The organism is Rhodococcus sp. NPDC055024, from assembly GCF_053608585.1.
Map to the genome: position 1 here is coordinate 1 of NZ_JBSGVT010000016.1, position 25,497 is coordinate 25,497.

Annotated in this window: 14 protein-coding genes; 9 read left to right on the forward strand and 5 right to left on the reverse strand. The window is 62.9% G+C overall.

Annotated elements, in window-relative coordinates:
* From ACWF6P_RS26485 to ACWF6P_RS26495, 3 genes are all read left to right on the forward strand, one after another.
* Positions 1-12,862, forward strand: a 12,862-nt coding sequence (locus ACWF6P_RS26485; protein WP_452623061.1) for an amino acid adenylation domain-containing protein, incomplete at its 5' end; no start/stop codon positions are given.
* A gap of 94 nt (positions 12,863-12,956) precedes the next feature.
* The gene (locus ACWF6P_RS26490; protein ID WP_452623062.1) at positions 12,957-13,979 is read left to right on the forward strand and encodes an alpha/beta hydrolase; all 1,023 of its coding nucleotides are present in this window, start codon (positions 12,957-12,959) and stop codon (positions 13,977-13,979) included.
* A 102-nt stretch (positions 13,980-14,081) separates the two neighbouring features.
* Positions 14,082-14,909: a helix-turn-helix domain-containing GNAT family N-acetyltransferase gene (locus tag ACWF6P_RS26495; protein WP_452623063.1), complete on the forward strand. Its 828-nt coding sequence runs from the start codon at positions 14,082-14,084 to the stop codon at positions 14,907-14,909.
* A gap of 10 nt (positions 14,910-14,919) precedes the next feature.
* Here ACWF6P_RS26495 and ACWF6P_RS26500 read toward each other — a convergent pair whose 3' ends face one another.
* The 5 genes from ACWF6P_RS26500 to ACWF6P_RS26520 are packed head-to-tail and all read right to left on the reverse strand — an operon-like array spanning position 14,920 to position 20,097.
* Positions 14,920-16,386, reverse strand: coding sequence for an FAD-dependent oxidoreductase (locus ACWF6P_RS26500; protein WP_452623064.1), 1,467 nt, complete (start codon positions 16,384-16,386; stop codon positions 14,920-14,922).
* Between the two features lie 54 nt (positions 16,387-16,440).
* Positions 16,441-16,902 (reverse strand): carboxymuconolactone decarboxylase family protein, encoded by a 462-nt coding sequence (locus ACWF6P_RS26505; protein ID WP_452623065.1) that lies wholly within the window; start codon positions 16,900-16,902, stop codon positions 16,441-16,443.
* Positions 16,899-17,834 (reverse strand): NAD(P)-dependent oxidoreductase, encoded by a 936-nt coding sequence (locus ACWF6P_RS26510; RefSeq protein WP_452623066.1) that lies wholly within the window; start codon positions 17,832-17,834, stop codon positions 16,899-16,901. The genes ACWF6P_RS26505 and ACWF6P_RS26510 overlap by 4 nt, the downstream gene beginning before the upstream one ends.
* A complete protein-coding gene (locus ACWF6P_RS26515) occupies positions 17,831-18,580 on the reverse strand; it encodes an SDR family oxidoreductase (protein WP_378449797.1) in 750 nt (249 codons plus the stop codon). The genes ACWF6P_RS26510 and ACWF6P_RS26515 overlap by 4 nt, the downstream gene beginning before the upstream one ends.
* 50 nt (positions 18,581-18,630) lie before the next feature.
* Positions 18,631-20,097 carry an aldehyde dehydrogenase gene (locus ACWF6P_RS26520; RefSeq protein ID WP_452623067.1) on the reverse strand — a complete coding sequence of 489 codons (1,467 nt, stop codon included), beginning with the start codon at positions 20,095-20,097 and terminating at the stop codon, positions 18,631-18,633.
* A gap of 199 nt (positions 20,098-20,296) precedes the next feature.
* Between ACWF6P_RS26520 and ACWF6P_RS26525 the strand changes: the two genes are divergently transcribed.
* The 6 genes from ACWF6P_RS26525 to ACWF6P_RS26550 all read left to right on the forward strand — a co-directional run bounded on the left by ACWF6P_RS26525 (position 20,297) and on the right by ACWF6P_RS26550 (position 25,450).
* Entirely contained in the window at positions 20,297-21,154 is an 858-nt protein-coding gene (locus tag ACWF6P_RS26525; RefSeq protein WP_452623068.1) for a mycofactocin-coupled SDR family oxidoreductase, read from the forward strand.
* Positions 21,155-21,251: 97 nt separating this feature from the next.
* On the forward strand, positions 21,252-21,857 hold the full coding sequence (locus ACWF6P_RS26530; RefSeq protein WP_283306808.1) for a TetR/AcrR family transcriptional regulator: 606 nt from the start codon (positions 21,252-21,254) through the stop codon (positions 21,855-21,857).
* Entirely contained in the window at positions 21,854-23,059 is a 1,206-nt protein-coding gene (locus ACWF6P_RS26535) for a cytochrome P450 (protein ID WP_452623069.1), read from the forward strand. The genes ACWF6P_RS26530 and ACWF6P_RS26535 overlap by 4 nt, the downstream gene beginning before the upstream one ends.
* Positions 23,059-23,865 carry an SDR family oxidoreductase gene (locus ACWF6P_RS26540; protein WP_452623070.1) on the forward strand — a complete coding sequence of 269 codons (807 nt, stop codon included), beginning with the start codon at positions 23,059-23,061 and terminating at the stop codon, positions 23,863-23,865. Before ACWF6P_RS26535 ends, ACWF6P_RS26540 begins: the two co-directional genes overlap by 1 nt.
* Positions 23,862-25,256, forward strand: coding sequence for a cytochrome P450 (locus ACWF6P_RS26545; protein ID WP_452623071.1), 1,395 nt, complete (start codon positions 23,862-23,864; stop codon positions 25,254-25,256). Before ACWF6P_RS26540 ends, ACWF6P_RS26545 begins: the two co-directional genes overlap by 4 nt.
* 2 nt (positions 25,257-25,258) lie before the next feature.
* Positions 25,259-25,450 (forward strand): ferredoxin, encoded by a 192-nt coding sequence (locus ACWF6P_RS26550; RefSeq protein WP_020907945.1) that lies wholly within the window; start codon positions 25,259-25,261, stop codon positions 25,448-25,450.
* Positions 25,451-25,497 lie beyond the last annotated feature (47 nt).

Below are 25,497 nucleotides of genomic sequence, written 5' to 3' on the forward strand. Positions count from 1 at the left end.
GTTGGCGGGGCGGTTTGCGGGGGTGTGTGGTGCGGAGTTGGTGAATTTGTACGGGCCGACGGAGGCGTCGGTGGATGTGACGTTTCATGTGGTGGGTGGTGGTGAGGGGGTGGGTGTTCCGATTGGTCGGGCGGTGTGGAATACGCGGGTGTTGGTGTTGGATTCGCGGTTGCGGCCGGTTCCGGTGGGGGTTGTGGGGGAGTTGTATGTGGGTGGGGTGCAGGTGGCGCGGGGGTATGAGGGTCGTGTGGATTTGACGGTGGGTCGGTTTGTGGCGGATCCGGTGTCCGGGGTGTCGGGTGGTCGGTTGTATCGGACGGGTGATGTGGTGCGGTGGGGGTGTGGTGGTGAGTTGGAGTTTGTGGGGCGTAGCGATTTTCAGGTGAAGGTGCGGGGGCAGCGGGTGGAGTTGGGTGAGGTGGAGGCGGTGTTGGTTGCTCAGGTGGGGGTGGCTGGTGCGGTGGTGGTGTTGCGGTCGGGTGTGGGTGGGGATTTTTTGGTGGGGTTTGTGGTGGGTGAGGTGGGGGTGGTGGTGGATGAGGTGGTGGTGTTGGAGGGGGTGCGGAGGTCTCTTCCGGGGTTCATGGTGCCGTCGGTGGTGGTGGTGTTGGATGGGTTGCCGGTGACGGTGCATGGGAAGTTGGACCGAAAAGCCCTACCGGACACAACTTTCAACGCGGCAGAATATCGCGCGCCGAACACGCAGACCGAAGGTGTGGTCGCTCGTGCGATCTCGGACGTACTCGATCTCGACCAGGTGGGGGCCGATGACAATTTCTTCGAGCTCGGCGGGGACTCTCTCAGCGCCACCCGCGTCATAGCGCGCATCAACACCGCGTCGAAGATGAAACTCGGGGTCAAAGCGCTGTTCGACACTCCGGTGGTAGCTGATCTGGCGGCCTCGATCGATCCGCTCGAACCTGAACTTGGTGAAACGGGGCTTGTAGGTTCGGGTCTGGAGAAACTTACGGGTAAGGCACGGCCAGAACACATTCCACTGTCCCTGTCACAGTCGCGTATGTGGTTCCTCAACCAGTTCGACACTTCGTCTTCGCTATACAACATTCCCGTTGCCCTGCAACTCGACGGATTTCTGGATCTCGAAGCGCTCGAAGCTGCGCTCGGTGATGTAGTGGAACGGCATGAATCCCTTCGGACGATCTTCCCGACTTCCGCGGACGGGCCACACCAGGTGATTGTCGAACCAGCGCTCGCTGCTCCTCGAATCCACCCCGTACCGATTCCCGGCGAGCACCTATTTACGGCGTTGCATGGGTTCTTCGACGTGGGATTCGATGTGGCCGAGGAGTTCCCGCTGCACGTGAGGTTGCTCCGAATCGGACCGCAGCAGCATGTGCTTGCGATCGTTGTCCACCACATCGCGGCCGACGGCTTCTCGATGACGCCACTGGCCCGTGACCTGATGCGCGCCTATACATCCCGTGCGCAGGATCAGAATCCGAGGTGGGCGCCATTGCCCATCCACTACGCTGATTACAGCGTGTGGCAGAGGGGGATCATCGACGCAGAAGATGGTCGAGGTACGTCGATCGCGGAACAATTCACCTACTGGACCGAGGCGCTGTCGGGAATTCCTGAAGTCTCACCGCTCGCTCTTGATCGACCACGAAGGCCGAAGCGCTCTTCCGAAGGTGCCGTCGTCTCGGTGAGCATCTCACCTGAAGTACATCGAGCTTTGACCGGCCTTGCACACCAGCATGATTCGACACTTTTCATGGTTCTGCACGCGGTGCTCGCGGTGCTGCTGGCACGGCTCTCGGGGTCAGGCGACGTTGTGATCGGGACGCCGGTCGCGGGACGCGGCGAAGCGGTGTTGGACGACGTGGTAGGGATGTTTGTCAATACTCTGGTTCTTCGTACACCGGTCGAATCCGGAGCAACCTTCGCCGACGCCCTTGCGGCAGTGCGGTCGACAGATCTCGGCGCACTGGACCACGCGGACATTCCCTTCGAAAAGCTGGTGGACTTTCTTGCGCCCGATCGTTCCACTGCGCATTCACCCTTATTTCAGGTATTGCTCGAATTCCAGACCGCCACGAGCCTGCGCCTCGAACTACCGGAGTTGACGATCCGTTCGCTCGACTTCGATCTCGAGGTGGCAAAATTCGATCTGCAACTGAGTGTGATGGAGCAGGTCGACGAGCGCGGCGTTCCGGATGGGATCAGCGCCGGCTTCCGTTATGCCACGGATGTTTTCGATCAAGGATCAGTGGAGCGAATTGCACAGCGCTTCGGGAGGGTGATCGACGCCGTGATCGACGATCCGTCTGCGATCGTCGGTGACATCGACATTCTTCTGACCGGCGAACGTAGCGAGGTGCTGGTTGCGCCGCCTCCCTCGGCTATCGACAGGAATGATGATTCGCTCTCGGATCTCTTCGATCGAGCGGTGCTCACTTCGGGCGATGCCGTGGCGGTGCGTTGTGACGGCCAGTCGGTGACCTACCGCGAACTGGACGAGCGAGCCAACCGCCTCGCACGACTGCTGGTGGCGCAGGGGGTCGTGCCAGAGACACTCGTGGCAGTGGCGATGACCCCGTCGTTCGAACTTCTTGTGGCTCTGCTGGCGGTGGTGAAATCGGGCGGTGGATACCTACCGGTGGACCTGACGTCTCCGCCCGAACGGGTGAGCTTCGTGCTGCGTGACGCTGGGCCGGTGTGCGTACTGACGACCACCGCCGGCAGTGATGAAGTCGGCCGCAACGGGGTGCCCGCGATCGTCGTGGACAGTACCGACATTCGCGATGCGCTGCAGAGGTTTTCACCGCTGCCGGTGACCGACGAAGACAGGCCGCTACCGTTGCGGCCCGATTCGGTGGCCTACGTGATTTACACCTCGGGATCCACCGGGAGACCGAAGGGGGTGCAGGTACCTCATCGCAGCGTCGTGACGTTGCTGGCAAACACCCGAGCGCTCTTCGGATTCGACCGCGGCGATGTGTGGACGATGTTTCATTCGGCGGCATTCGACTTCTCGGTGTGGGAAATGTGGGGTGCACTCGCACACGGAGGCCGACTGGTACTGGTCGACTATTTCACGGCACGGTCACCCGAGGCATTCCTCGAATTGCTGCGGGACGATCGTGTCACGGTGCTCAATCAAACGCCTACCGCTTTCTATCAATTGGCGGAAGCCGACCGGCGTGCCGGGGGCGCGGACCTGTCATTGCGTTACGTGATCTTCGGCGGTGAGGCGCTCGACTTCGGACAGCTGACGCGCTGGTACGCCCGACGCGGGACCTCGCCACCGGATCTGGTCAACATGTACGGCATCACGGAGACAACCGTGCACGTCAGCCACCTACCGCTGGATCGTGAACTGGCGCGTGAAGGATCTGCTTCGGTGATCGGGCGGGCACTGCCGGGGTTGCGTGTGTACGTGCTGGATCAGCGGTTGCACCCCGTGCCGCCCGGCGTCGTGGGTGAACTGTATGTCTCCGGCGACCAGGTCTCACGCGGATACCTCGGCCGGTTCGGTCTCACCGCCACACGTTTCGTTCCCGACCTCACAGTCATCGGTGCGCGCATGTACCGGTCCGGTGACGTGGGGCGCGTGAATGACGACGGGCAACTGGAGTACCTCGGTCGCAATGACATGCAGGTGCAGGTGAAGGGCTATCGGATCGAACTCGGCGAGGTGGAGTCTGCTCTGCTCTGCGGAGTGGGAGTGGCGCAGTCGGCGGTGGAGGTTCGCGGAGACCGGTTGGTGGGCTACGTGGTGCCGGAGTCCGGTGCGACCATCTTTCCGAAGGCGTTACTCGAGGACCTCTCGGCGACGTTGGCAGCACACATGGTCCCCGCTGTCGTGACGGTTCTCGATGCCCTGCCACTGACGGTGAACGGGAAACTCGACCGGAAAGCGTTGCCTGAACCTGACTTCGGGCAACAGATAACCGAGAGCCGTTCTCCCGTCTCGGACACGGAAAGTATCCTTGCGAGCCTTTTCGCCGAGGTTCTGGGTCTTGACGAGGTAGGGGTGGACGACTCGTTCTTCACCCTCGGTGGCGATTCGATCATGTCCATCCAGTTGGTGAGCCGCGCCAAGTCTGCCGGAGTTCTCATCACACCGCGCGAGGTGTTCGAGCGCAAAACCGTGGCAGCGCTGGCCGAGACGGCCGGAACGGCTGGCAACCGTGTCGTCCTCGACGAATTACCTGGCGGCGGCGTCGGTGAGATCGAATTGACGCCGATCGTCAAATGGATGCTTGACCGTGGTGGAGATTTTCGCCGGTACTCCCAATCCGTTTTGCTCTCGGTTCCTGCCACGCTCGACGAGGACACGTTGACACAGGCCATGCAGGCCGTGTTGGACCATCACGACATCCTCCGAGCAGGCCTTCGGGTCGCACTCCACCCCGAATCAGTTGGGCGGATGGACGTCGAGCCTGCGGGCGCGGTGAGGTCGCCGACAGTCGTGCACCGCGTGCACCTCGACGGCGCTGTGGCCGAGACGGTCTCGACGGCACTTGGCGCCGCTCTGGATCGGCTCGATCCGGGGACCGGCGTGATGGTGCAAGCAGTGTTGTTCGAACCTGACGGATCTGGGCGCAAGCGGTTGCTTCTCGTGGCCCACCACCTTGTGACGGACGGGGTCTCCTGGCGAATTCTGATCCCCGATCTTGCGCTCGCGTGTGCGCAGGTGCAGTCGGGCATCGACCCTTCACTGGCTCCGGTCGGGACGTCGATGCGTCGATGGGCGCGCGGCCTCGTCGACGCCGCGCACGAGCCGGATCGGGTGGCCGAACTCGACTACTGGCGGGACACACTGCGAGGTCCGGACCCGATGCTCGGCGGGCGCTCCTTGGCGACGACGGATACCGGCTTGAGTGCAGCAGACGTCGAAATGCGGGTACCCCCGGCCTTGACCGAAACCGCGTTGACCGATGTGCCGCAGGCGATTCACGGGAGCGTCGAGGACGGATTGTTGACGGCGTTGGCTATGGCTTTGGTTCGCTGGCGGAGCGAGCGGGGGATCGACGCTCCGGAGGCGTTGATCAGTCTCGAGGGTCACGGACGCGAGGAACCGGTGGTCCCGGGGGCTGACCTTGCTCGTACCGTCGGATGGTTCACGTCGATTTTCCCGGTGCGCCTCGATTTGAGCGGAGTGGATCCGAGTGATGCCTACGCCGGCGGTCCGGCTTCAGGCTTGGCTGTCAAGACTGTCAAGGAACAACTCCGGGAGGTACCGGAACGCGGCATCGGATACGGCCTACTTCGATACTTGAACGATGCGACAGCACAGTCTCTTTCGCAATTCGCTGCGCCACAGATCAGTTTCAACTACCTCGGGCGCGTCGGTGGATCCGATGCCGATGCTTCAACGGAATGGATACCGATCCGTGACGAGGGTCTGCGGGCAGTTGCGGTCACCGAGCTGCCGCTGGCGGCTGTCCTCGAGGTCAACATCATGATCATCGAGGGCAGCGACACTGCAGATCGCCCGGAGCTCGTTGCCGCCTGGACCTATTCGCCGGACATTCTGCGCGAGGACGAGGTCCGCCACCTTGCGCAGTTGTGGGTCGACGCACTCGCCGGGCTCTGCGAGTACGCAGCGGACGGTGGCGGATTCACACCCTCGGATTTCGATCTGGTCGAGCTTCGACAGGATGCGATCGACGACCTCGAGATTCGGTGCGACGACCTTCGCGACGTCTGGCCACTCTCACCACTGCAAGCAGGTCTGCTGTTCCATGCCGAACTGGCCGAAGAGTCCGTCGACGCCTACCTCGTGCAGGTGACCCTCGACCTCGTCGGCGACCTCGATGCGGAACGCCTTCGCCGCGCGGCCGATACGCTGCTCGACAGGCATGACAACTTGCGCAGCGCCTTCCTTCACGACGCGGACGGCCGGGCCGTCCAGGTGGTCCGAAGCAAAGTGGCTGCGCCATGGCAGGCAGTCGACCTCGCTGCCAAGTCAACTCGGGATCTCGAGCAAGTACTGGCGCAGGACCGAGCGCTCCCGTTCGACATCTCGCGTGCGCCGCTGATCAGGTTCACGCTCATCGCGATTGCCCCGGAAACGTTCAAGCTTGTGCTGACCAACCACCACATCCTTCTGGACGGCTGGTCGATGCCACTTCTGATCAGGGAGTTGGCGACCCTGTACGTTGCGGACGGCGAGGCGTCGGAGTTGCCGCGTGCACGCCCCTACCTCGACTACCTGACCTGGATGAACCGTCGCGACCGGGAAGCCTCCCGCGGGGTGTGGGCGAGGGCACTGCAGGGAATAGACGGACCGACGCTGCTGGCCCCGCAGGATCGGTCGCGTCGACTCTCCACCATGGCGGCCGAGTGGGTGTTCGATCTGGACGAGGATTTCACGACGACACTTCGCGGCGTAGCGAGGAGCCGAGGGCTGACGTTCAATTCGATAGTCCAGGCGTCGTGGGGGATCGTCCTCTCGGCGCTGACCGGGCGAGACGATGTCGTGTTCGGAGCGACTGTATCGGGTCGACCTCCCGAGCTGACCGGGATCGAGACCATGATCGGGCTGTTCATCAACACAATTCCGGTCCGAATCACGGTGCGCCATGGTGAGAGTGTCGGCGCTCTCCTACAGCGGATTCAGTCTGAGCAGGCGGAGTTGTCGGATCACCTCTATCTCGGACTTTCCGAGATCCAAGACGCCTCCGGGCCGGAGATCGGCTTCGACACGTTGACAGTCTTCGAGTCGTACCCCGTTGACCGTCAAGGACTGTCGACCGATACGGACAACGCGGGGATCCGCATCGCCGGCGTCGAGGCGAAGGATGCTGCCCACTATCCGCTCAGTTTGGTGGCGTCGGTCGATACCAGGCTTCGGCTGAAGTTCGAGTATCTACCCGAGGTTTTCGACTCGGGCGATATCGAGTCCATCGCCGGCCGACTGCGGCGCGTGCTCGAAGCGTGTGTCCATCCGGATCAATCCTCGGCCGCGGTGTCGGTGCTGACGGAGATCGAACGCGACCAACTGGTGCCCGTCCGTGGTGCGGTTGGTGGGTCGACCCGCATTTTTCCAGAGATCTTCGACGCGGCAGTTCAGCAGGATCCGGATGCACTCGCTGTTGTATCGGCGAGCGGCAGCATGACCTATGGCGAGCTGGATTTCCTGTCGAATCGTATTGCTCGCGTACTCGTCTCGCGAGGACTGGGGACCGAGGACTACGTCGCAGTCGGTGTTCCGCGTTCTCTCACCTCGGTATTGTCGATACTCGCCGTGGCCAAAACAGGCGCTGCATACGTGCCGATCGATCCGAACTACCCTGACGAGCGGATCACCCACATGTTGAGCGATTCCAACGTCGGCGTCGGATTGACCACTACCGCATGTCGTGATCGGCTGCCCGATATCGCAGAGTGGCTGATTCTCGACGATCCGGACTTCACCGAGAAGTGCGAAGGATTCTCGGGCCGCCCTCTGACCGACAGCGACCGACTCCGTCCGATCGGGTTGGATTCCGCGGCCTACGTCGTTTACACCTCGGGGTCGACCGGCGTGCCCAAGGGAGTGGTGGTCACTCATCGCGGCCTCGACAATTTCGCGCGGGACCAGGTCGAACGCTACGGTGCAACACCACAATCGCGCACACTGCACTTCTCCACTCCGAGTTTCGACGGGTCGCTCTTCGAGTATCTGCAGGCTTTCGGTGCCGGCGCGGCCATGGTGATCGCTTCGCCCGGGGTGTACGGGGGCGAGGAGCTTGCGGAGCTTCTGGCCGAGCACGCCGTCACCCACGCGTTTATCACCACCGCCGCACTGGCTTCGGTGGATCCAGCTGGGCTCGAGCAACTTTCGGATGTCGTGTTCGGTGGTGAAGCCTGCCCGCCCGACCTTGTCGCTCGCTGGGCGGCCGGCCGCAGGCTGTACAACGCCTACGGACCGACCGAGGCGACGATCATGTCCAACGTCAGCCCGCCGATGGCGGCTGGTGAACGCATCACGATCGGTGGACCCATCAGGGGTGTAAGCGAATTGGTGCTCGATTCGCGGCTGCAAGCCGTTCCCGTCGGGGCGCCTGGCGAGCTGTACCTTGCCGGGCCTGGAGTGGCGCGGGGATACCACTGTAGGCCGGGATTGACGGCAGAACGCTTTGTCGCCAACCCGAGTGACCCGGGAACGCGGATGTACCGCACCGGAGACATCGTGCGATGGACGGCCGAATCGCGTATCGAATACATCGGCCGCACCGACTTCCAAGTCAAGATTCGGGGCTTCCGTGTCGAACTGGGTGAGATCGACAGCGCGCTCATGGCGGAGACGAACGTCGGGTTTGCCGTCACCATTGCTCACCGCGGCTCCGCGGGAGACTCCCGGCTCGTGTCGTACGTCGTGCCGGCAGAGGGCCGATTGGACACCAGGTTCCTGATTAATGCCCTGGCCGAGCGATTGCCTTCGCACATGGTGCCCGCCGCAATTGTCGTGCTGGAGAGCATTCCGCTGACAGCCGTCGGCAAACTCGACCGCTCGGCGTTGCCCAGACCCGAGATCCGCACTACGGCAAGGGGTTTTCGTTCACCTGTCGGCCCGATCGAGCAGGCGGTGTCGAACGTGTTTGCAGAGGTGCTCGGCCTCGAGTGCGTCGGTGCCGACGGAAATTTCTTCGACCTCGGCGGAAATTCTCTCAGCGCTACATCGGTCGCGGCCAGGCTGCGGGCAGTGCTGGAAGCCGCCGTCGGCGTGCGGGATCTGTTCGAGGCGCCGACGGTTGGCGCCTTGGCTGCGGTGATCGAACAGTCGGTTGCCGGACAGTCGGTTGTTGGACAGGCGGTTGTTGGACAGGCGGGGCGCCCGGTGTCGGAGCCGCGCCCTCGACCCGAGAACATCCCGTTGTCGTTTGCTCAGCAGCGAATGTGGTTCGTCAATCAGCTGGACACCAGTTCGCCCGCGTACAACATCCCGCTCGTGGTGCGACTGACCGGTGAACTCGACAAGCCGGCATTGCGAGCAGCGGTGTCCGACGTCATCGCCCGCCACGAATCGCTACGAACGATGTTCCCCGTTTGCGGCGACGAACCCGTCCAGCACATAGTGCCCAGCGACAGCACGGCGCTGCCGAAATTGATCGAACCACCTGTTGCCGACGAACATCACCTCCGCGACGAGCTTGCCAGAATGGTCTCGGCAGGTTTTGACGTAGCAGCGCGAATCCCATTGCGGGCAGCGTTGTTCACATTGGGCGAGCGCGGACACGTACTTGCGGTTGTGGTGCACCACATCTCGGCCGACGGTTTCTCGATGTCCCCGTTGGTGCAGGATGTGATGACGGCCTACGAGGCCCGCGTGCACGGCAAAGAACCAGAATGGGCGCCTCTGGCGATCCAGTACGCCGACTTCACCCTCTGGCAGCGAGAGCTTCTGGGTTCCGATGAAAACCCGGCATCGGTGATCTCCGAACAGCTGGACTACTGGCGACGCACACTCTCGGGCGCACCCGACCTCCTGGAACTTCCGCTCGATCGGGACCGGCCCGCACAGCAGACCTTTCACGGCTCGCGCATCCACTTCTCGATCGGCAGTGACCTCCATCGTCGTATCCAGGAGCTGTCGAGGCGGCATCAGTCCACTGCATTCATGACAGTGCACGCCGCGCTCGCGGTACTGCTGGCACGTCTGGGCAGCACTGACGACGTCGTGATCGGGACACCGATCGCCGGTCGAGGGGATCGCGCCCTCGACGACCTGATCGGCATGTTCGTCGGAACACTTGCCCTGCGTACACAGGTGGACTCGGCTCAGTCGTTCCGGGACTTCGCGGCGCATTGTCGCGAGGTCGACCTGGAAGCGTTTGCGCATTCCGAGGTTCCGTTCGAGCGGGTTGTCGATGCGGTCGGGCCGAAGCGGTCGACGGCCTACGCTCCCATTGCTTCGGTGTCGTTGGAATTCCAGAACAACGAACGGCCGAATCTGCGACTGCCGGAGTTGGAAGTCCGCGGCATCGACCCCCAACTCGACGTCGTGAAGGTGGACCTGGAATTCCTCCTGGCCGAGGAATTCGACGAAAGTGGAGCGCCCCGAGGGTTGAGCGGCGCGGTCGACTTCGCCACTGATCTCTTCGATCCAGGTACGGTCAGCAGCTTTGCCGACATGTTCGTACGTGTTCTCGAATCCGTGACTGTGCATCCCGAAGCGGCCATCGGTGACATTGCGCTGTTCGGTGATCTCGAAACTCGCGAGTTGGTGCCGGCGCGTGGACAGACGGGAGTACCACCGAAACTATGGCCCGACTTGTTGGCGACCGCTGCTGCGGTCAACCCGGACTCGGTGGCTCTGTCACTCGAGAACCGGCAGATCAGCTACCGCGAACTGGACGATTGGTCGAACCGTGTGGCCCGGGAACTGTGCGGTCGGGGTGTGGGCCCGGAGACCTTCGTGGCGTTGGGAATGCCCCGATCGATCGAGTCGGTGGTGGCAATCTGGTCGGTGGCCAAAGCCGGAGCTGCTTTTGTGCCCGTCGATCCCGACTACCCGCGTGGGCGCGTCGAATACATGCTCGCCGATTGCCGAGCCTCACTGGGATTGACGGTTCGCGGAAGCCGAGCCCAGCTACCCGACGTAGTTCCTTGGCTCGAAATCGACGATCCTGACTTCGATCAGCGGGTGGCGACCTTGTCGCCCGAACCGATCACCGACGACGACCGAACCAGTGAATTGCGCCTCGACCATCCTGCCTATTTGATCTATACCTCGGGGTCTACCGGAAAACCCAAGGGAGTGAACATCACTCATCGCGGTCTGGCCAACTTCACGGCAGAGACTCGAGAGAGGTTCGAGGTCACTCACGATGCGCATGTCTCGCAGTTGGCCTCGCCGAGTTTCGACGCGTCCATCTTCGAGTTGACCATGGCGTTCAGCGCGTCCGCACGGGTCGTGATCGTTCCACCGGCGGTGTACGGTGGCGCCGAATTGGCTGATGTCTTCCGCCGCGAGCAGGTCACTCATGCCACCATCACGCCGACTGCGCTGGCGGCGCTCGGTGACAACGGATTCGAGGCGCTTCGTGTCCTCGATCTGGTGGGCGAGGCCTGTCCGCCGGAGGTGGTCACGCAGTGGGCGCCGGGGCGGAGGCTCCACAACGGATACGGCCCGACGGAAACCATGGTGCAGGCAAGCGTCAGTGATTCGATGAAACCCGGGGCAGGAGTGAACATCGGCTCGCCCGCAGTGGGATTCGGTTTCCTGGTGCTGGACGAGCGTTTGCAACCCGTCCCGGTGGGTGTGCCGGGGGAGTTGTACATCATCGGCCCTGGTATGGCACGTGGGTACCATAATCGGGCGGCATTGACGTCGGAGCGATTTGTGGCCTGCTTGTACGGGGCCCCGGGGCGCCGGATGTACCGCACCGGGGATGTCGTGCGCTGGCGTGAGTCCGCCGGTGACAGTGCACGTGATGACGGCAGTGCACGTGATGACGGCAGTGCAAGTACTGCGTCACATCACACGCTGGAGTACATCGGGCGCAGCGACTTCCAGGTCAAGATCCGTGGATTCCGGATCGAACTCGGCGAAATCGATGCAGTTCTCACGCGTCACCCGTCCGTGGACTTCGCTGCCACCATCGGCCAAGTCGGACCGTCGGGTGAAACTGTCCTGGTGTCGTATGTGCGCGCGTCGGATGCCGAAGCCAGGGACAGCGAAACCAGGGACAGCGAAACCCCGTACAGCGACGAGATACGCGTGTACGCGGCCGACCGACTGCCCGCGCACATGGTTCCGTCGGCGGTGGTACTTCTCGAGCGAATACCGATGACGCCGGTGGGTAAGCTCGACCGGAAGGCTCTACCGGCACCCGAATTCAGTTCTGCCGCAGCAGAGTTCCGCGAACCGGTCACCGAGACCGAACACGCAGTGGTCGACGCATTTGTCGAGGTTCTGGGCGTTGATCGGGTGAGCACCGCGGACAGCTTCTTCGATCTGGGCGGCTCGTCTCTCGTTGCCACCCGAATCGTCAGCGCACTGCACTCCCGATTCCAACGCAGGATTCCACTTCAATGGATGTTCCTCGACCCGACACCCGCCGGAATTGCTCGACGCCTCGACCTGCCGACAGTGAGCACTGACATGGAAGAGTTTCTCGCCGTGGTTGTTCCGCTGCGCGCAGAAGGAAATGGGCGACCGCTGTTCTGTGTGCACCCAGGTATGGGTCTGTCCTGGGGGTATGCCGGCCTGGTGCGGTACCTGCCCGAGGACCGACCGGTATACGGACTTCAGCTACCCGCAATCAGCGACGACGGCGACTATCAATCGATCGAACAGTTGGCGCATCGCTATGTCGAAGAGATGGAGGCCGTGTTCCCGGACGGGCCCTACGACTTGCTCGGGTGGTCGCTCGGTGGCGTCATCGCGCACGCTATGGCCGTCGAATTGCAATCGTCCGGTAGTGAAGTCGCAACACTGACGATGATGGACAGTTACCCCGACAACGGCGATCCGGCACCGTCAGCCGACCTCGACGTCCGGGACCTGCTGAGAGGACTCGGCCTCGAGGTCGAGACCGACGAAGATCTGACCTTCGACGAGGCGGCGGCCGTGTTGACCCAGTCAGTCGGGACCGAGACCGGAGTCGACGGCCGGGACCTCGAGCGGATTGCCCGTGCGTACGAAACCTCGCAGCGAATCAAGCACCAGTTCGTTCCACAGGTCTACGAAGGAGACCTGGTGATTTTCCCGGCAACCGGAGGAAACGCCACGATTGCGCGCAAAAGGTCGACCCAGGAATGGGGTCCGCTCGTGACCGGCCGGATCCTGGAGATACCGGTGGGCTGCGGACACAACGAGATGATCGAGCCTGCGGCCATGGCGGTCATCGGACCGGAGATGGCTCGGCTCCTCACGATGTTTTCGGGCCACTCCGAACGGGCATGACAACTTCAAGCCACCAAGCCACCAAGCCGCAAGCCCGCGAAGCGAGCGCCACCAAGCTGTTGCCGGGCACCGCAATCGAGCACGAGGAGCGGCAATGAGAAGGATCGGACGCACTCGGGCGGTACTTGCCGTCGCCCTCGTCGCATGGACAGGATTGTTCGGTGAAGCAGCGCTGGCCTCGGCAGATCAGGCGCGGACATTGCCTGCAGGTGGATCAGCTCTCGATCACGTCGAGCAGATCAACGCCCGTCAACTGACGATGTACGTCTACTCGGCTGCAATGGACAAGGTGATCCCACTCGAGGTGATTCGGCCGGCGGACACCAGTGCGCCGAGGCCGACTCTCTATCTGCTCAACGGCGCCGGCGGCGGCGAGGACACGGCTACGTGGCAGACACGGACGGACGTCGTCGACTTCTTCGGCGACAAGAACGTCAACGTCGTGAATCCCATCGGCGGTGCATACAGCTATTACACCGACTGGGAGAAGCCTGATCCTGTTCTGGGACTGAACAAGTGGACCACGTTCCTCACTCAGGAGTTGCCGCCGATCGTCGACGCCACACTCAGTACGACGGGTGCGAACGCCGTCGCCGGATTGTCGATGGCCGGTACGTCGGTTCTGAGCCTGGCCGAGGCCGCGCCGACGGTTTACCGTGCCGTCGGCGCCTTCAGCGGTTGCGCCGAGACGAGTACTCAGCCAGGTCAGGACTACGTGAGATTCGTGGTCGGATTCCGCGGCGGCAACGTCGACAACATGTGGGGTCCCGTCGGTGGTCCGGGGTGGGTGGCCAACGATCCGGTGGTCAACGCCGAGAGATTGCGAGGCATCGATCTCTACATCAGCAACGGAACGGGGCTTCCGGGTCCACACGAGAATCTGGGTGGACCGATGGTCAACGGTGATCCGGGCGTTCTGGCCAACCAGGTGATCGTGGGCGGAGTCATCGAGGCCGGGACCAACCAGTGCACCCATCGTCTGGCCGAGCGGCTCGACTCCCTGGGGATCCCCGCCACCTACGATTTCCGGGCAACGGGCACGCACTCCTGGGGATATTGGCAGGACGATCTTCACAACTCGTGGCCGGTGATTGCCGAGTCGATCGGTGCGAGTTAGCCGGCGACCCGAGGGGTTGGCGGCTGAGTTGTTTCTCACTTCGGGACCCAGTCTCCGAACCTGACCGCCCGAACTGCAGGTCAGCGGCGTTATAGTCGCCAGATGAGTTCAGATACACTCGCGCCCCTCGACACCGATGTACTCGCGCGCAGGTTTGCGTGCCTGGGTGATCCCACGCGGTTGCGAGTGCTTCGACTTGCAGCTGCCGGCCCGGTAGAGGTCGAGGAGATCGCACGTGCTGCATCACTCGAACCGTCCGCCCTGGGTGTTCACCTCGAGGCGTTGAGCGAGGTCGGCTTCGTCGAGGTGACCATGCACGAAGGTAGCTCGGTTGTCAGTGTTGCCGGAACCGCGTACTCGGATCTGATGGCAGCGGCCGCCGTCGCAGCTGCGCGCGGTCCGGTCAGAGACACCTTGGGGCTGCTTCCCTCCGATGTGGTTCTGCGCCGCATGGACTCGAGTGACTGGGACGCCGTGCGGTCGATCTACCGCGAGGGAATCGACACCGGAACCGCGACCTTCACCACGTCGGTGCCATCCGCCGAGAAGCTCGACGCTCAATGGTTGCCTGATCATCGATGGGTCGCAGAGATCGACGGACGCGTCGAAGGCTGGGCGAGCCTGAGCCCGGTGTCCTCGCGTGACTGCTACCGCGGGGTCGCCGAGAACTCCATTTACGTCGGCAGTGGTGCTCGCGGTCGCGGGGTCGGCAAGCTGCTGCTTCGCCAGCAGGTGCAGGCCGCCGACGCCAGCGAGATCTGGACTGTGCAGTCGTCGATCTTCCCCGAGAACCGCGCGAGTGTCGCGCTGCACCAGGCCGTCGGGTTCCGAATCGTCGGGACTCGCTCGCGTATCGCTCAACTGGGTGGGCGGTGGCGTGACACGTTGTTCCTCGAACGTCGCAGCGAGGATGCTGTCGCTGACATTTGAGAACAGACGCTCAGCCCTTGGCAGCGCTGACTCCGGCGCGTCGACCGTAGAAGCTGCCGTCACCGAGGGACGTGCCTGAGGCATAACCGCCGGCGCAGACGCCGGCGGTGCAGCGGCCGGCGGCAAAAAGCCCGGGTATCGGCTCGCCCGAGACGTGCAGGACCTCGGAGTTGATCGATGTGCGAAGACCGCCGAGTGTGAATCCGGCGGTGAAGTTGCGAAGATCGAGCGCCGCGACGGGCGAGCCGATCGGCTTGACCCACTCCTTCTTCTTACCGAGTACCGGGTCTTCACCACGGGCAGCGTGGCGGTTGTAGACCTCCACGGTCGACTGCAGCGTGCCCGCAGGCAGCCCCATGTCGGATTCGAGTTCCTCGACGGTTTCGGCTACCCACTTGGGCTGGAACCTGAAGAACGGTGTGGAACTGTCTGCGGCGCAACCCTCTTCGTAGGAAGCTTCGTCGATGATCAAGTAGGCCTGATTCTCGTTGCGTAGCAACGTTTCCTGCCCGATCCTGCCCGGGTACGTGTCCTCGTTGACGTAGCGCTGGCCGCGTCCGTTGACCAGTATGCCGCGGATCATCAACTGGGGATCGCCGAAGAATGCGACCTCGGTTGCGTCCATGTGCGCGAGGTCGGCGCCCAGGGCCTGCGCCATCTGGATCGCCTTGCCGTCGTGCTCCTCGATGGCTGCGCCGGGTCGACCGATGAGTCTCGGTGCGTACGACTGAATCATCGATTCGTTGTAGGCGAAGCTTCCCGTCGCCAGCACGACGCCCGTGCGTGCTCGGACCGCCACTTCTTTGCCGTACTGCTTGGCGATGATGCCGACGACTCGATCGCCGTCGACGACCAAGCGTTGTACCCGCATGTCGTATTCGGCTCGTACTCCCAGGCTTTCGGCTGTCTCGATCAACGGCTTCATCAACATGAAGCCGCCGCCCTTCTCGCCGGTGCGTTTGCCGCTCATCTGCGGAACGTGACCGCGCGGGGCCGGTGTTGCGACCGTGTTGAACGGTGCCGAGTTCTCGCCGCCGGAATACATGAGACCGTCGTCGAAGGGCGTTTCCCAACCCGGTTGGCCGTAGAAACTTTCCTTGAACGGAACACCGTTGGCGACGAGCCAGTTGTAGTGTTCGACGCTGCCTTCGCAGTAGTCGGTGATCTTCTCCTCATCCGCACCGGGACCGAGCGCGGCCATCATGAACGATTTCATGTTCGCGGGGGAGTCTTCGAACCCGAGCGCCTGCTGCAACGGGGTTCCGCCGCCCAGATAGATGAATCCGCCGGCCAACGCGGCGGCGCCGCCCCATCCACTCGTGCGTTCGAGCACCAGCACTTCGGCGCCCGCGCGGGCCGCCTCGATCGACGCGCTGACGCCGGCGATGCCGTAGCCGGCGACGACAACGTCGGCCTCGAAGTGCCACTTCTCGATGCTTGATGCGGACTGCGGACGGATTGAACTGGCCTCGGCCATGGATTCGGGTCCTTCGTTCTTCGGTAAGTTGATTGCAGTATCTCGATCGACGGTTCAGTCGGTGTCTGTTTTCGCGGAATCCGCGGCAGCCTTCTCCTTGGCGCGTGCGGCTTTGCGTCGGTCGGCCTTCACGGCGATCAGCGCGTTGTTGAGGCCGGTGGCCAGCGGCCAGCCGACGTAGTGGCACAAAAAGATCGCGGCCTCGTCGAACTGCTGCTCGGTCAACTCTTCGTTGTGGAGAGCAGCGTTGATCTGGATCTTTGCGACGTCGCTCTGCCCCTGGGCGGTGATGGCGCCGATCAGCAGCAGTCGGCGATCACGCACCGACAGCCCCGGTCGTGTCCAGATGTCGGCGAAGAGATGGTCGGCGGTCACCGCGAAGAAATCGCCGGGAACATCAGCGGGGAGTTCCCAGCCGTACACCTCGTTCATCTTCGCGACGCCGCGAGCACGGGTCTCGGAGATGCGGTTTCCGTCGGCTCCGCTGGTGTCGGTCATGTGGGTGGTGTCGGTCATGCGTGCTCCCGTGTCGTAGATGCCGGTGAAGGTTCGCCGTCCCCGTTTCCATCCCCGTGATCGACGCCGAGTCCGACGCCGAGTCCGGAGAGTGCAAGGTGCGCGAGCGGCAGTTCGAGATTCAGCCGGTCACCGAGGTCGATGGCCAAGGCCAAGTCCTTCTCCCCGAGATTGCGAACGTGCTGCAGTATCGAGAACCACGGATCATCCTCCGAGACCGGTGCGGTGGTGTCGCGAAGCATGATCGCGCCGGCGCCACCGGTGATAGCATCGGTATGCCTGACGACCTTTCCGAGCGTGCGGAGATTCAGTCCTGCAGCCTCGGCGAGTCGCGCAGCCTCGGTCGTGGCGGTGAACGAGACGAAATGAAGAAGGTTGCGTGCGAGCTTCATTCGAGTTCCTGCGCCGACATCACCGGCACGAACCACCAGTTCGGCCCAGCATCCGAATGGCTCACGGACGGCCTCGAACGCCTCCTCCGATCCACCGATCATCACCGCCAACCTGCCCTGGGCGGCACCGCCCGCACCGCCGCTGATCGGCGCGTCGATCAGCAGAACACCACGAACCTCGCAGATACGTGCGAGTTCCACCGCCGTGGTGTCCGAGATGGTCGAGTGAATCGCGACGACGGTTCCCGGGTGCGCAGTCGTCAGGATCCCGTGCGGCCCGTCGACGACGTCGCGGACCTGCGCGTCGTCGAGGACCGTGACGGAGATGATGCTCGCGCGCGCAGCCACCTCGGCGGGCGTCGATGCTGCGCCTGCACCCGCGGTGGTGAACGGCTCGAGCGCTTCGGGGCGGGCATCACACACCACGAGCCCTCCCGGCCAGTCCAGGAGGCGCGTCGCCATGGGCGCACCCATGTTGCCCAGACCGATGTACCCCAGACGGGGTTTCGAAGAGCTGGGCTCAGAAGCGGATTCCGTCACGACCGGTACACCTGCCCGCCGTCGACGTTGAAGATCTGCCCGGTCACCCAGCCTGCGTCGTCCGAGAGGAGGAACAGGCACATGCCGACGAGATCATCCGGTGTTCCCATGCGCTGCAACGGTATTCGCTTGACCATGTCCTTGACGATGTTGCCGGGGGTGACGGTTCGAGTCGCCTCGGTGTCGATGGGACCGGGAGCTATGGCGTTGATGCGGATGTTCGACCAGCCGAGTTCGGTCGCGAGTTGTTGCGTCAGGCTGTTGACCCCGGCTTTCGCGAGTCCGTAGTAGTTCGAGTACAACCAGGCTGCCGTGGAGGACTGGTTGACGATCGAGCCACCCTTCTCCCGCATGTGAGGTACGACGGCGCGGCACACCTGCAATGCGCCGTCCATGTTGACGCTCATGAACTTTCGGTAGTAGTCCCAGTCGACGGTCAAGAGGGAATCGATCTTCATTCCGCCGTAGATGGCAGCGTTGTTCACCAGATGCTCGATGCTTCCGAACTGCTCGATAGTGAACTCGGCAAGTGCTGCAGTCGATTCCCCGTCGGCGACGTCGACGTCCTTGAACACCGCGCGCCCTCCGTCCGCGGTGATCTGTTTTGCGACAGCTTCGCCGAGTTCGCGATTGAGGTCGGCGATGACCACGTTGGCGCCCTCGGTGGCCAACGCACGTGCGTACGCCTCCCCGATGCCCTGCGCCGCGCCGGTGACTATCGCAGTGCGACCGTCGAAACGTCCCATGTCGACCTACTTTCGTGGTGATGATGTGCGGTGATGGTGGGGTGTGAATGTCAGGAAGGTGAGGCGACGAGCTTGGTTTCGAGGTATTCCTCGAAACCTGCGAGACCCATTTCCCGGCCGATCCCGGATTGTTTGTAGCCCCCGAACGGCGCATCGGCCGAGTACCAGACGCCGCCGTTGACGCTCAGCGTTCCGGTTCTGACACCCGCCACGACGTGCGCGATGCGATCGGGATCGGTGCCCCACACCGACCCGGACAGTCCGTAGGGCGAATCGTTGGCGATCCGGATGGCGTCGTCGTCGCTGTCGTACGGAAGGATCACGAGAACGGGCCCGAAAATCTCCTCCTGCGCTACGCGAGACGAGTTGTCCAGCCCCGCAATGAGAGTGGGCTCGACGAAGAAGCCCCTCTCGCGATCGTCGGGACGGCCTCCACCCGTCACGATCGTGCCGCCCTCGTCGACCGCGAGCGCGAGGTAGCTCTCCACCCTCTCGCGCTGGCGCGCCGAGATGACCGGACCGCATACCGTTCCGCGGGCGCTGGGGTCACCTGCCCGAATACCGGCCATCGCTGTGGACGCCGCAGCCAGAGCATCGTCGTACCGACTGCGCGGCACGAGAAGCCTGGTACTGAGCGCGCAGCCCTGACCGGCGTGAACACAGACGGAGAACGCTGCAACCGAGCATGCACCCTTGATGTCCGCATCGTCGAGGACGATGAATGCCGACTTGCCCCCGAGTTCGAGGAAGACTTTCTTGAGTGTCTGGGCGGCAGAGGCCATGACCGCGCGTCCGGTGGCGGTGGAACCGGTGAAGGACACCAGATCGACCCGCGGGTCGCTGCACAATTGTGCGCCGAGTGAATGATCCGTGGACGTCACTACGTTGACGACTCCCGCGGGGATCTCGGTTTCTTCGGCGATCACCTTGGCGACCAACGCAGCGCACCAGGGTGTATCCGGTGCGGGTTTGAGAACGATGGTGTTGCCGGCTGCGAGGGCGGGACCGAGCTTGGCGAAATTGATCTGGTGCGGGAAGTTCCACGGTGTGATCGCACCTACGACGCCAACTGCTTCCTTGAGTAATCGGCGATGGGTGGGTATGCCTATGGGTGACGCGTGGCCGAGATCTTGTTCCCACGCATAGGATTCGATCAGGTCGGCCCAGTAGCGAAGATCTTCGATCGGGCCCTCGAGTTGTGGGCCGCTCGTCAGCATGACGGGCGCGCCCACCTCGGCAACGGTGATCTCACGTAGTTCTTCGATGTGGGACTGGAGTGCCTCACACAGCTGGCGCAGGCAGCGAGCGCGAAATTCGTGATCGCGTGCCCACTCGGTGCCGTCGAAGGCACGGCGTGCGGCGGCGATGGCCGCATCCATGTCCGCGGCGGTGCCTTCGGCAGCGCGGCCGATCAGTTCCTCTGTTGCCGGATTGAAAACTTCGAAGGTTCCGCCGGATCCGGGAATCAGCTTTCCGTCGACGAGAAGTGCAGAACTGTCTGCGGGTCGAAGCGTCATAGCGCGAGCCCTCTCTTTCTGGACATGTGTCTGGACTCTAGTTCACACTTCGGATTGAGGCAATGGGTTTTGGGGCATAAGAGATTTCGAGCCAAGTTGTTCGAAAGTCGGTGGATCGGCCTCGACGAAAAGCGCCTCACGTCCGGTGAGGCGCCGCTACGGTTCACCACACCGTCCATACCCGCAGAGGAGTAATCGAATGAACAGAGTTGACGGAAAAGTGGTGCTGGTGACCGGCGCTGCGCGAGGTCAGGGGCGCAGTCATGCCGTTCACCTGGCACGCGAGGGCGCGCATGTCATCGCCTTCGACCTGTGTGCCGACATCGCCAGCAACGAGTATCCACTCGCCAGTCCTGCCGATCTCGAGGAGACGGCTCGACTGGTGAAAGAGACAGGGCAGCAGGTGGTGGCGGCCCGGGTCGACGTCCGCGATCGCGCCGGACTCGAAACGGCCCTGGCGGAGGCGGTGAGCCAATTGGGCGGACTGCATGTCGTCGTGGCGAATGCCGGTATCTGTCCGCTCGGCAAGCATGTGTCCACCGCAGGTTTTGTCGACGCGTTCGACGTGAACTTTCTCGGTGTCGTCAACACAGTGCACGCGTCGATGGAGTATCTCGGCGCAGGGGGTTCGATCATCGCGATCGGATCTGTCGCCGGCCTGGTGCCGCAGACCGGATTCAACGGTCAGCAGGCGCTCCAGGGTCCGGGAGGAGATGGATACGGCCTGGCCAAGAAGCTGATTCAGGCCTACACCAGTTCGTTGGCGCTGACCCTCGGGCCGAGCTCCATTCGAGTCAACGCGATTCACCCGACCAACGTGAACACCGACATGTTGCAGAGCATGCCGATGTACCGGACGTTCCGTCCTGATCTCGAGAATCCGACCGCCGAGGATGCAGCAGTGACGTTCCCGTTCATGCAGGCGATGCCGACTCCGTGGGTCGAGCCCGCGGACATCTCGCATGCAGTCGTGTACCTGTCCTCCGACGAGTCGCGTTTCGTGACTGGTCAGCAACTGCGCGTCGACGCCGGTGCCGGGATGAAGATCGGTCTGTAGTAAAACTTTTCGCCTTGCTGCTGCCTGTCGGCGGTGAATTTTCGGAGTTTCGCCGTTTCGTTGCCCTGGACACGACGCTGTAGTAACGTCCAGACACGTGTCCAGCAAACGGGGCGAGCGAAGTGGCGGGGGATCGGTTGTCTACGAATCCACCCGTCGGCGCCTCACGGGCAAACAGGCGGAGACGGTAGCCAGACTGGCCGAGGCGACCGTGAAAGTGTTACGCGAACAAGAGTTTTCCGGTCTGAGTATCCGTTCGGTTGCGGCCGAGGCCGGCGTGGGAACTGCCACCGCCTACACGTACTTCGCGTCCAAGGAGCATCTGGTCGCCGAGGTCTTCTGGAGAAGACTTCAGGGGTCGTCGGCGCCCGATGGTGCCGGACTGGATCGCACCGCGCACGTGCTGTCTGTGCTTCGCAACATCGCACTGCTTCTCGCGGACGAACCGGAGGTGTCTGCAGCCGTGACCAACGCCCTGCTCGGCACCGATCCGGAAGTGGAGCATCTCCGCGGCCGGATCGGGTTCGAGATCCACCGCAGACTCGCCTCGGCACTGGATCCGAATGGCGAGCCCGAAGTGCTGGAAGCGCTCGAAATGCTCTATGCGGGAGCGCTTCTGCGCGCAGGTATCGGGTACGGAACCTACGCGCAAATTGCCGGACGCCTCGAGGCATCCGCACTACTGATCCTGGAGAAATCATGACAGAAGCTTTGATCGATCCGGTGGTCTTCAATCCGTACGACTACCACTTCCACGACGACCCGTATCCGACGTACAAGCGTCTGCGCGAGGAATCCCCGCTCTATCACAATCCGGACGTGGGCTTCTGGGCGTTGTCGCGGTACACGGACGTGGTCGAGGGGTTCAAGGACAACAAGCGCCTGTCGAGCGCAAACGGAGTGTCTCTCGATCCCGCGGCATACGGGCCACACGCACACTATGTGATGTCGTTTCTCGCGATGGACGACCCTCGCCATATGCGGTTGCGCCAGTTGGTCTCTCGCGGATTCACACCGCGGCGGGTTGCGGAACTCGACGGACGGATACTCGAACTGACGAAGCAACACCTGATACCTGCGCTGGGCGCAGGGGAGTTCGACTGGATCACGGAGGTGGCGGGAAAGCTGCCGATGGACGTCATCTCCGAACTCATGGGAGTCCCCGAACCCGATCGAGCCGAACTGCGGCGTAAGGCGGACCTGGTGGTACATCGGGAGGCGGGTGTCCTCGACGTCCCGCAACCAGCGGTGGAAGCCTCGATCAGCCTGATGGGCTACTACAAGGACATGATCGCGCAGCGTCGGCGCGCGCGGACGGAAGATCTGACCTCGGCGTTGCTCGACGCCGAGATCGACGGAGACAAGCTCTCGGATCAGGAGATCCTCGGGTTCATGTTCTTGATGGTGGTGGCGGGAAACGAAACCACGACCAAGCTTCTCGGAAACGCGCTGTACTGGGGCTCGCACCACCGCGCACAGATCACACCCGTGCTCGACGATCCCGAACGAGCCTCGGAGTGGGTGGAAGAGACCCTCCGCTACGACACGTCGAGCCAGATCGTGGCGAGAACGAGTGTTGTCGACCTCGAATATCACGGGCGCACAATTCCCGCGGGAGAGAAGGTATTGCTCCTGATCGGTTCGGCCAATCGTGATGCGGACGTGTTCGAAGACGCGGACAGCTTCCAGATCGGTCGAAGCTCATCCGGCAAGCTTGCCAGTTTCGGTGGCGGCGTTCACTTTTGCCTCGGCGCCCACCTCGCAAAGCTCGAAGCCAAGATCGCCCTCGCAGAATTCGGCCGTCGGGTCAGCAGCTACGAGGTCGACGAGTCCGGAATCGAACGTGTTCATTCGACCAATGTCCGGGGCTTTGCGGCCCTACCCGTGAAAGTGCAGGTGCGCTGATGCCTCGTTTCGAACCCAACCCGGCTCGCCGGCCCGCACTGATCAGTGGTGCGTCGTCGGGAATCGGTACCGCTACCGCGTATGCCCTGGCCGAACTCGGCCACCCCGTTGCCCTCGGTGCGCGTCGACTTGCAGAGTGCGAGGCCATTGCCGAGAAGATCCGCAGTAACGGCGGCGAGGCCTACGCACACTTCCTCGACGTCACCGACGGTGATTCGGTCGACGGATTCGTCGCGGCAGCGGAGGCGGTGCACGGTCCCACCGAGATTGTCGTCTCCGGTGCCGGTGACCTCGAATTCGGTGCCGCGGACGAGATGGATCCGGAGGCGTTTCTCCGGCAGATCCAAGTCCACCTCGTTGGTGCGCAGCGATTGGCGCACCGCGTTCTCCCCGGTATGCGTCAACGTCAGCGTGGTGACTTCGTCCTGATCGGCTCCGACTGCGCTGAACGCCAGCGGCCGCTCATGGGTGCGTACGACGCAGCCAAAGCCGGACTCGAAGCCATGGGACGGCAGATGCGAATGGAACTGGAGGGAACAGGTATTCGCGCGTCGATCGTGCGGCCAGGGCCGACACTGACCGGCATGGGGATGGACACGACGCCGGAGATCATCGGGCCGGTCGGGGAATCGTGGAGTAAATGGGGGTTTGCCCGCCACGGCTACTTTCTGCGTGCCTCGGACATCGCCAATGCCATCGTCGCCGTCGTGTCGGCGCCGCGCGGGGCTCACATCGTGCTCCTCGAAGTTCAGCCCGAGGCACCACTGGACAAACTTCCCACTGCGAACTCACAGGAGACGACATGACGCACGGAGTGCAGGAGACGTCGCGAACACTGCCCGAGCCACCGCGGGTGTCCGGTGGGGACCTCCCGCACGGGCACCTCGAGGAACTGAGAACCGACCCGATTGCGCTGATGCGCAGGGTGCGCGAAGAGTGCGGTGACGTCGGTGCCTTTCAACTTGCCGACCGCACCGTGATCTTGTTGTCGGGAGCGGAGGCAAACGAGTTCTTCTTCCGTTCCACTGACGAAGATCTCGACCAGCAAGCTGCGTACCCGTTCATGAAGCCGATCTTCGGTGAGGGCGTGGTCTTCGATGCCAGCCCGGAGCGGCGTAAGGAGATGCTGCACAACTCGGCACTGCGCGGTGAACAGATGCGTGGGCACGCCGCCACGATCGGCCGCGAGGTCGAGGCGATGGTCGCGCAGTGGGGAGACGAAGGTGAGATCGATCTGCTGGACTTCTTCGCCGAGCTGACCATCTACACCTCGTCGGCGTGCCTGATCGGCAAGAAGTTCCGCGACGAACTCGACGATAGCTTCGCCAAGCTGTATCACGAGCTCGAACAAGGCACGGATGCTTTGGCTTTCGTGGATCCGTACGCGCCGATCGAGAGCTTCCGCCGACGCGATGAGGCCCGGTTGGCGTTGGTCGCTCTGGTGCAGGAGATCATGAACGGCCGGATCGCGAATCCTCCACAGGGCAAGGAGGACCGTGACATGTTGGACGTGTTGGTTTCGGTCAAGGACGAGAACGGCGACCTCCGGTTCAGTGCCGACGAGATCACCGGAATCTTCATCTCGATGATGTTTGCAGGCCACCACACGACTTCCGGCACGGCAGCGTGGTCGCTGATCGAGATGTTGCGGCATCCGGACACCATGACGGACGTGGTCGAGGAACTCGACAATCTGTACTCCGACGGCGCTGACATCAGTTTCCATGCTTTGCGACAGATTCCGGTTCTCGAGGCAGTGGTCAAGGAAACCCTTCGACTGCATCCGCCGTTGATCATCCTGTTACGAGTGGCGCGTGGAGATTTCGAAGTGGGCGGCTTCGAGATCAGGGAAGGCCACCTTGTCGCCGCGACACCCGCGATCTCCAATCGAATTGCCGAGGACTTCCCGCGTCCGGACACCTTCGATCCCGGCAGGTACATCGACCCGAATCAAGAGGACATCGTCAACCGCTGGACGTGGATTCCGTTCGGAGCCGGCCGGCATCGCTGCGTCGGCGCCGCGTTCGCTCAGATGCAGCTCAAGGCGATCTTCTCGATCTTGCTGCGGGACTACGAGTTCGAGATGGCGCAACCGTCGCAGCCCTACCGAAACGATCACAGCAAGATGGTCGTCCAGCTGCAGCAGCCGTGCGCGGTGAGGTACCGGCGCCGAACGAGTCCCGGGAGCGAGGGGTGATCATGCACGTCGAAGTCGACCTCGACCTGTGTCAAGGCCATGCGGCATGCGAACTGGAAGCACCGGAGATATTCGTCGTTCCGAAGCGAGGGAAGGTCAGTCTTCTGGACTCCGACCCACCTGAGTCGCTCCGCGGTGAAGCCGAGATGGCAGTCAGGTATTGCCCGACCGGCGCACTGAGAATTGTCGACTGATTGCAGCGGATTGTCGACTGATTGCAGCGAATTCACGTACTCGAGGG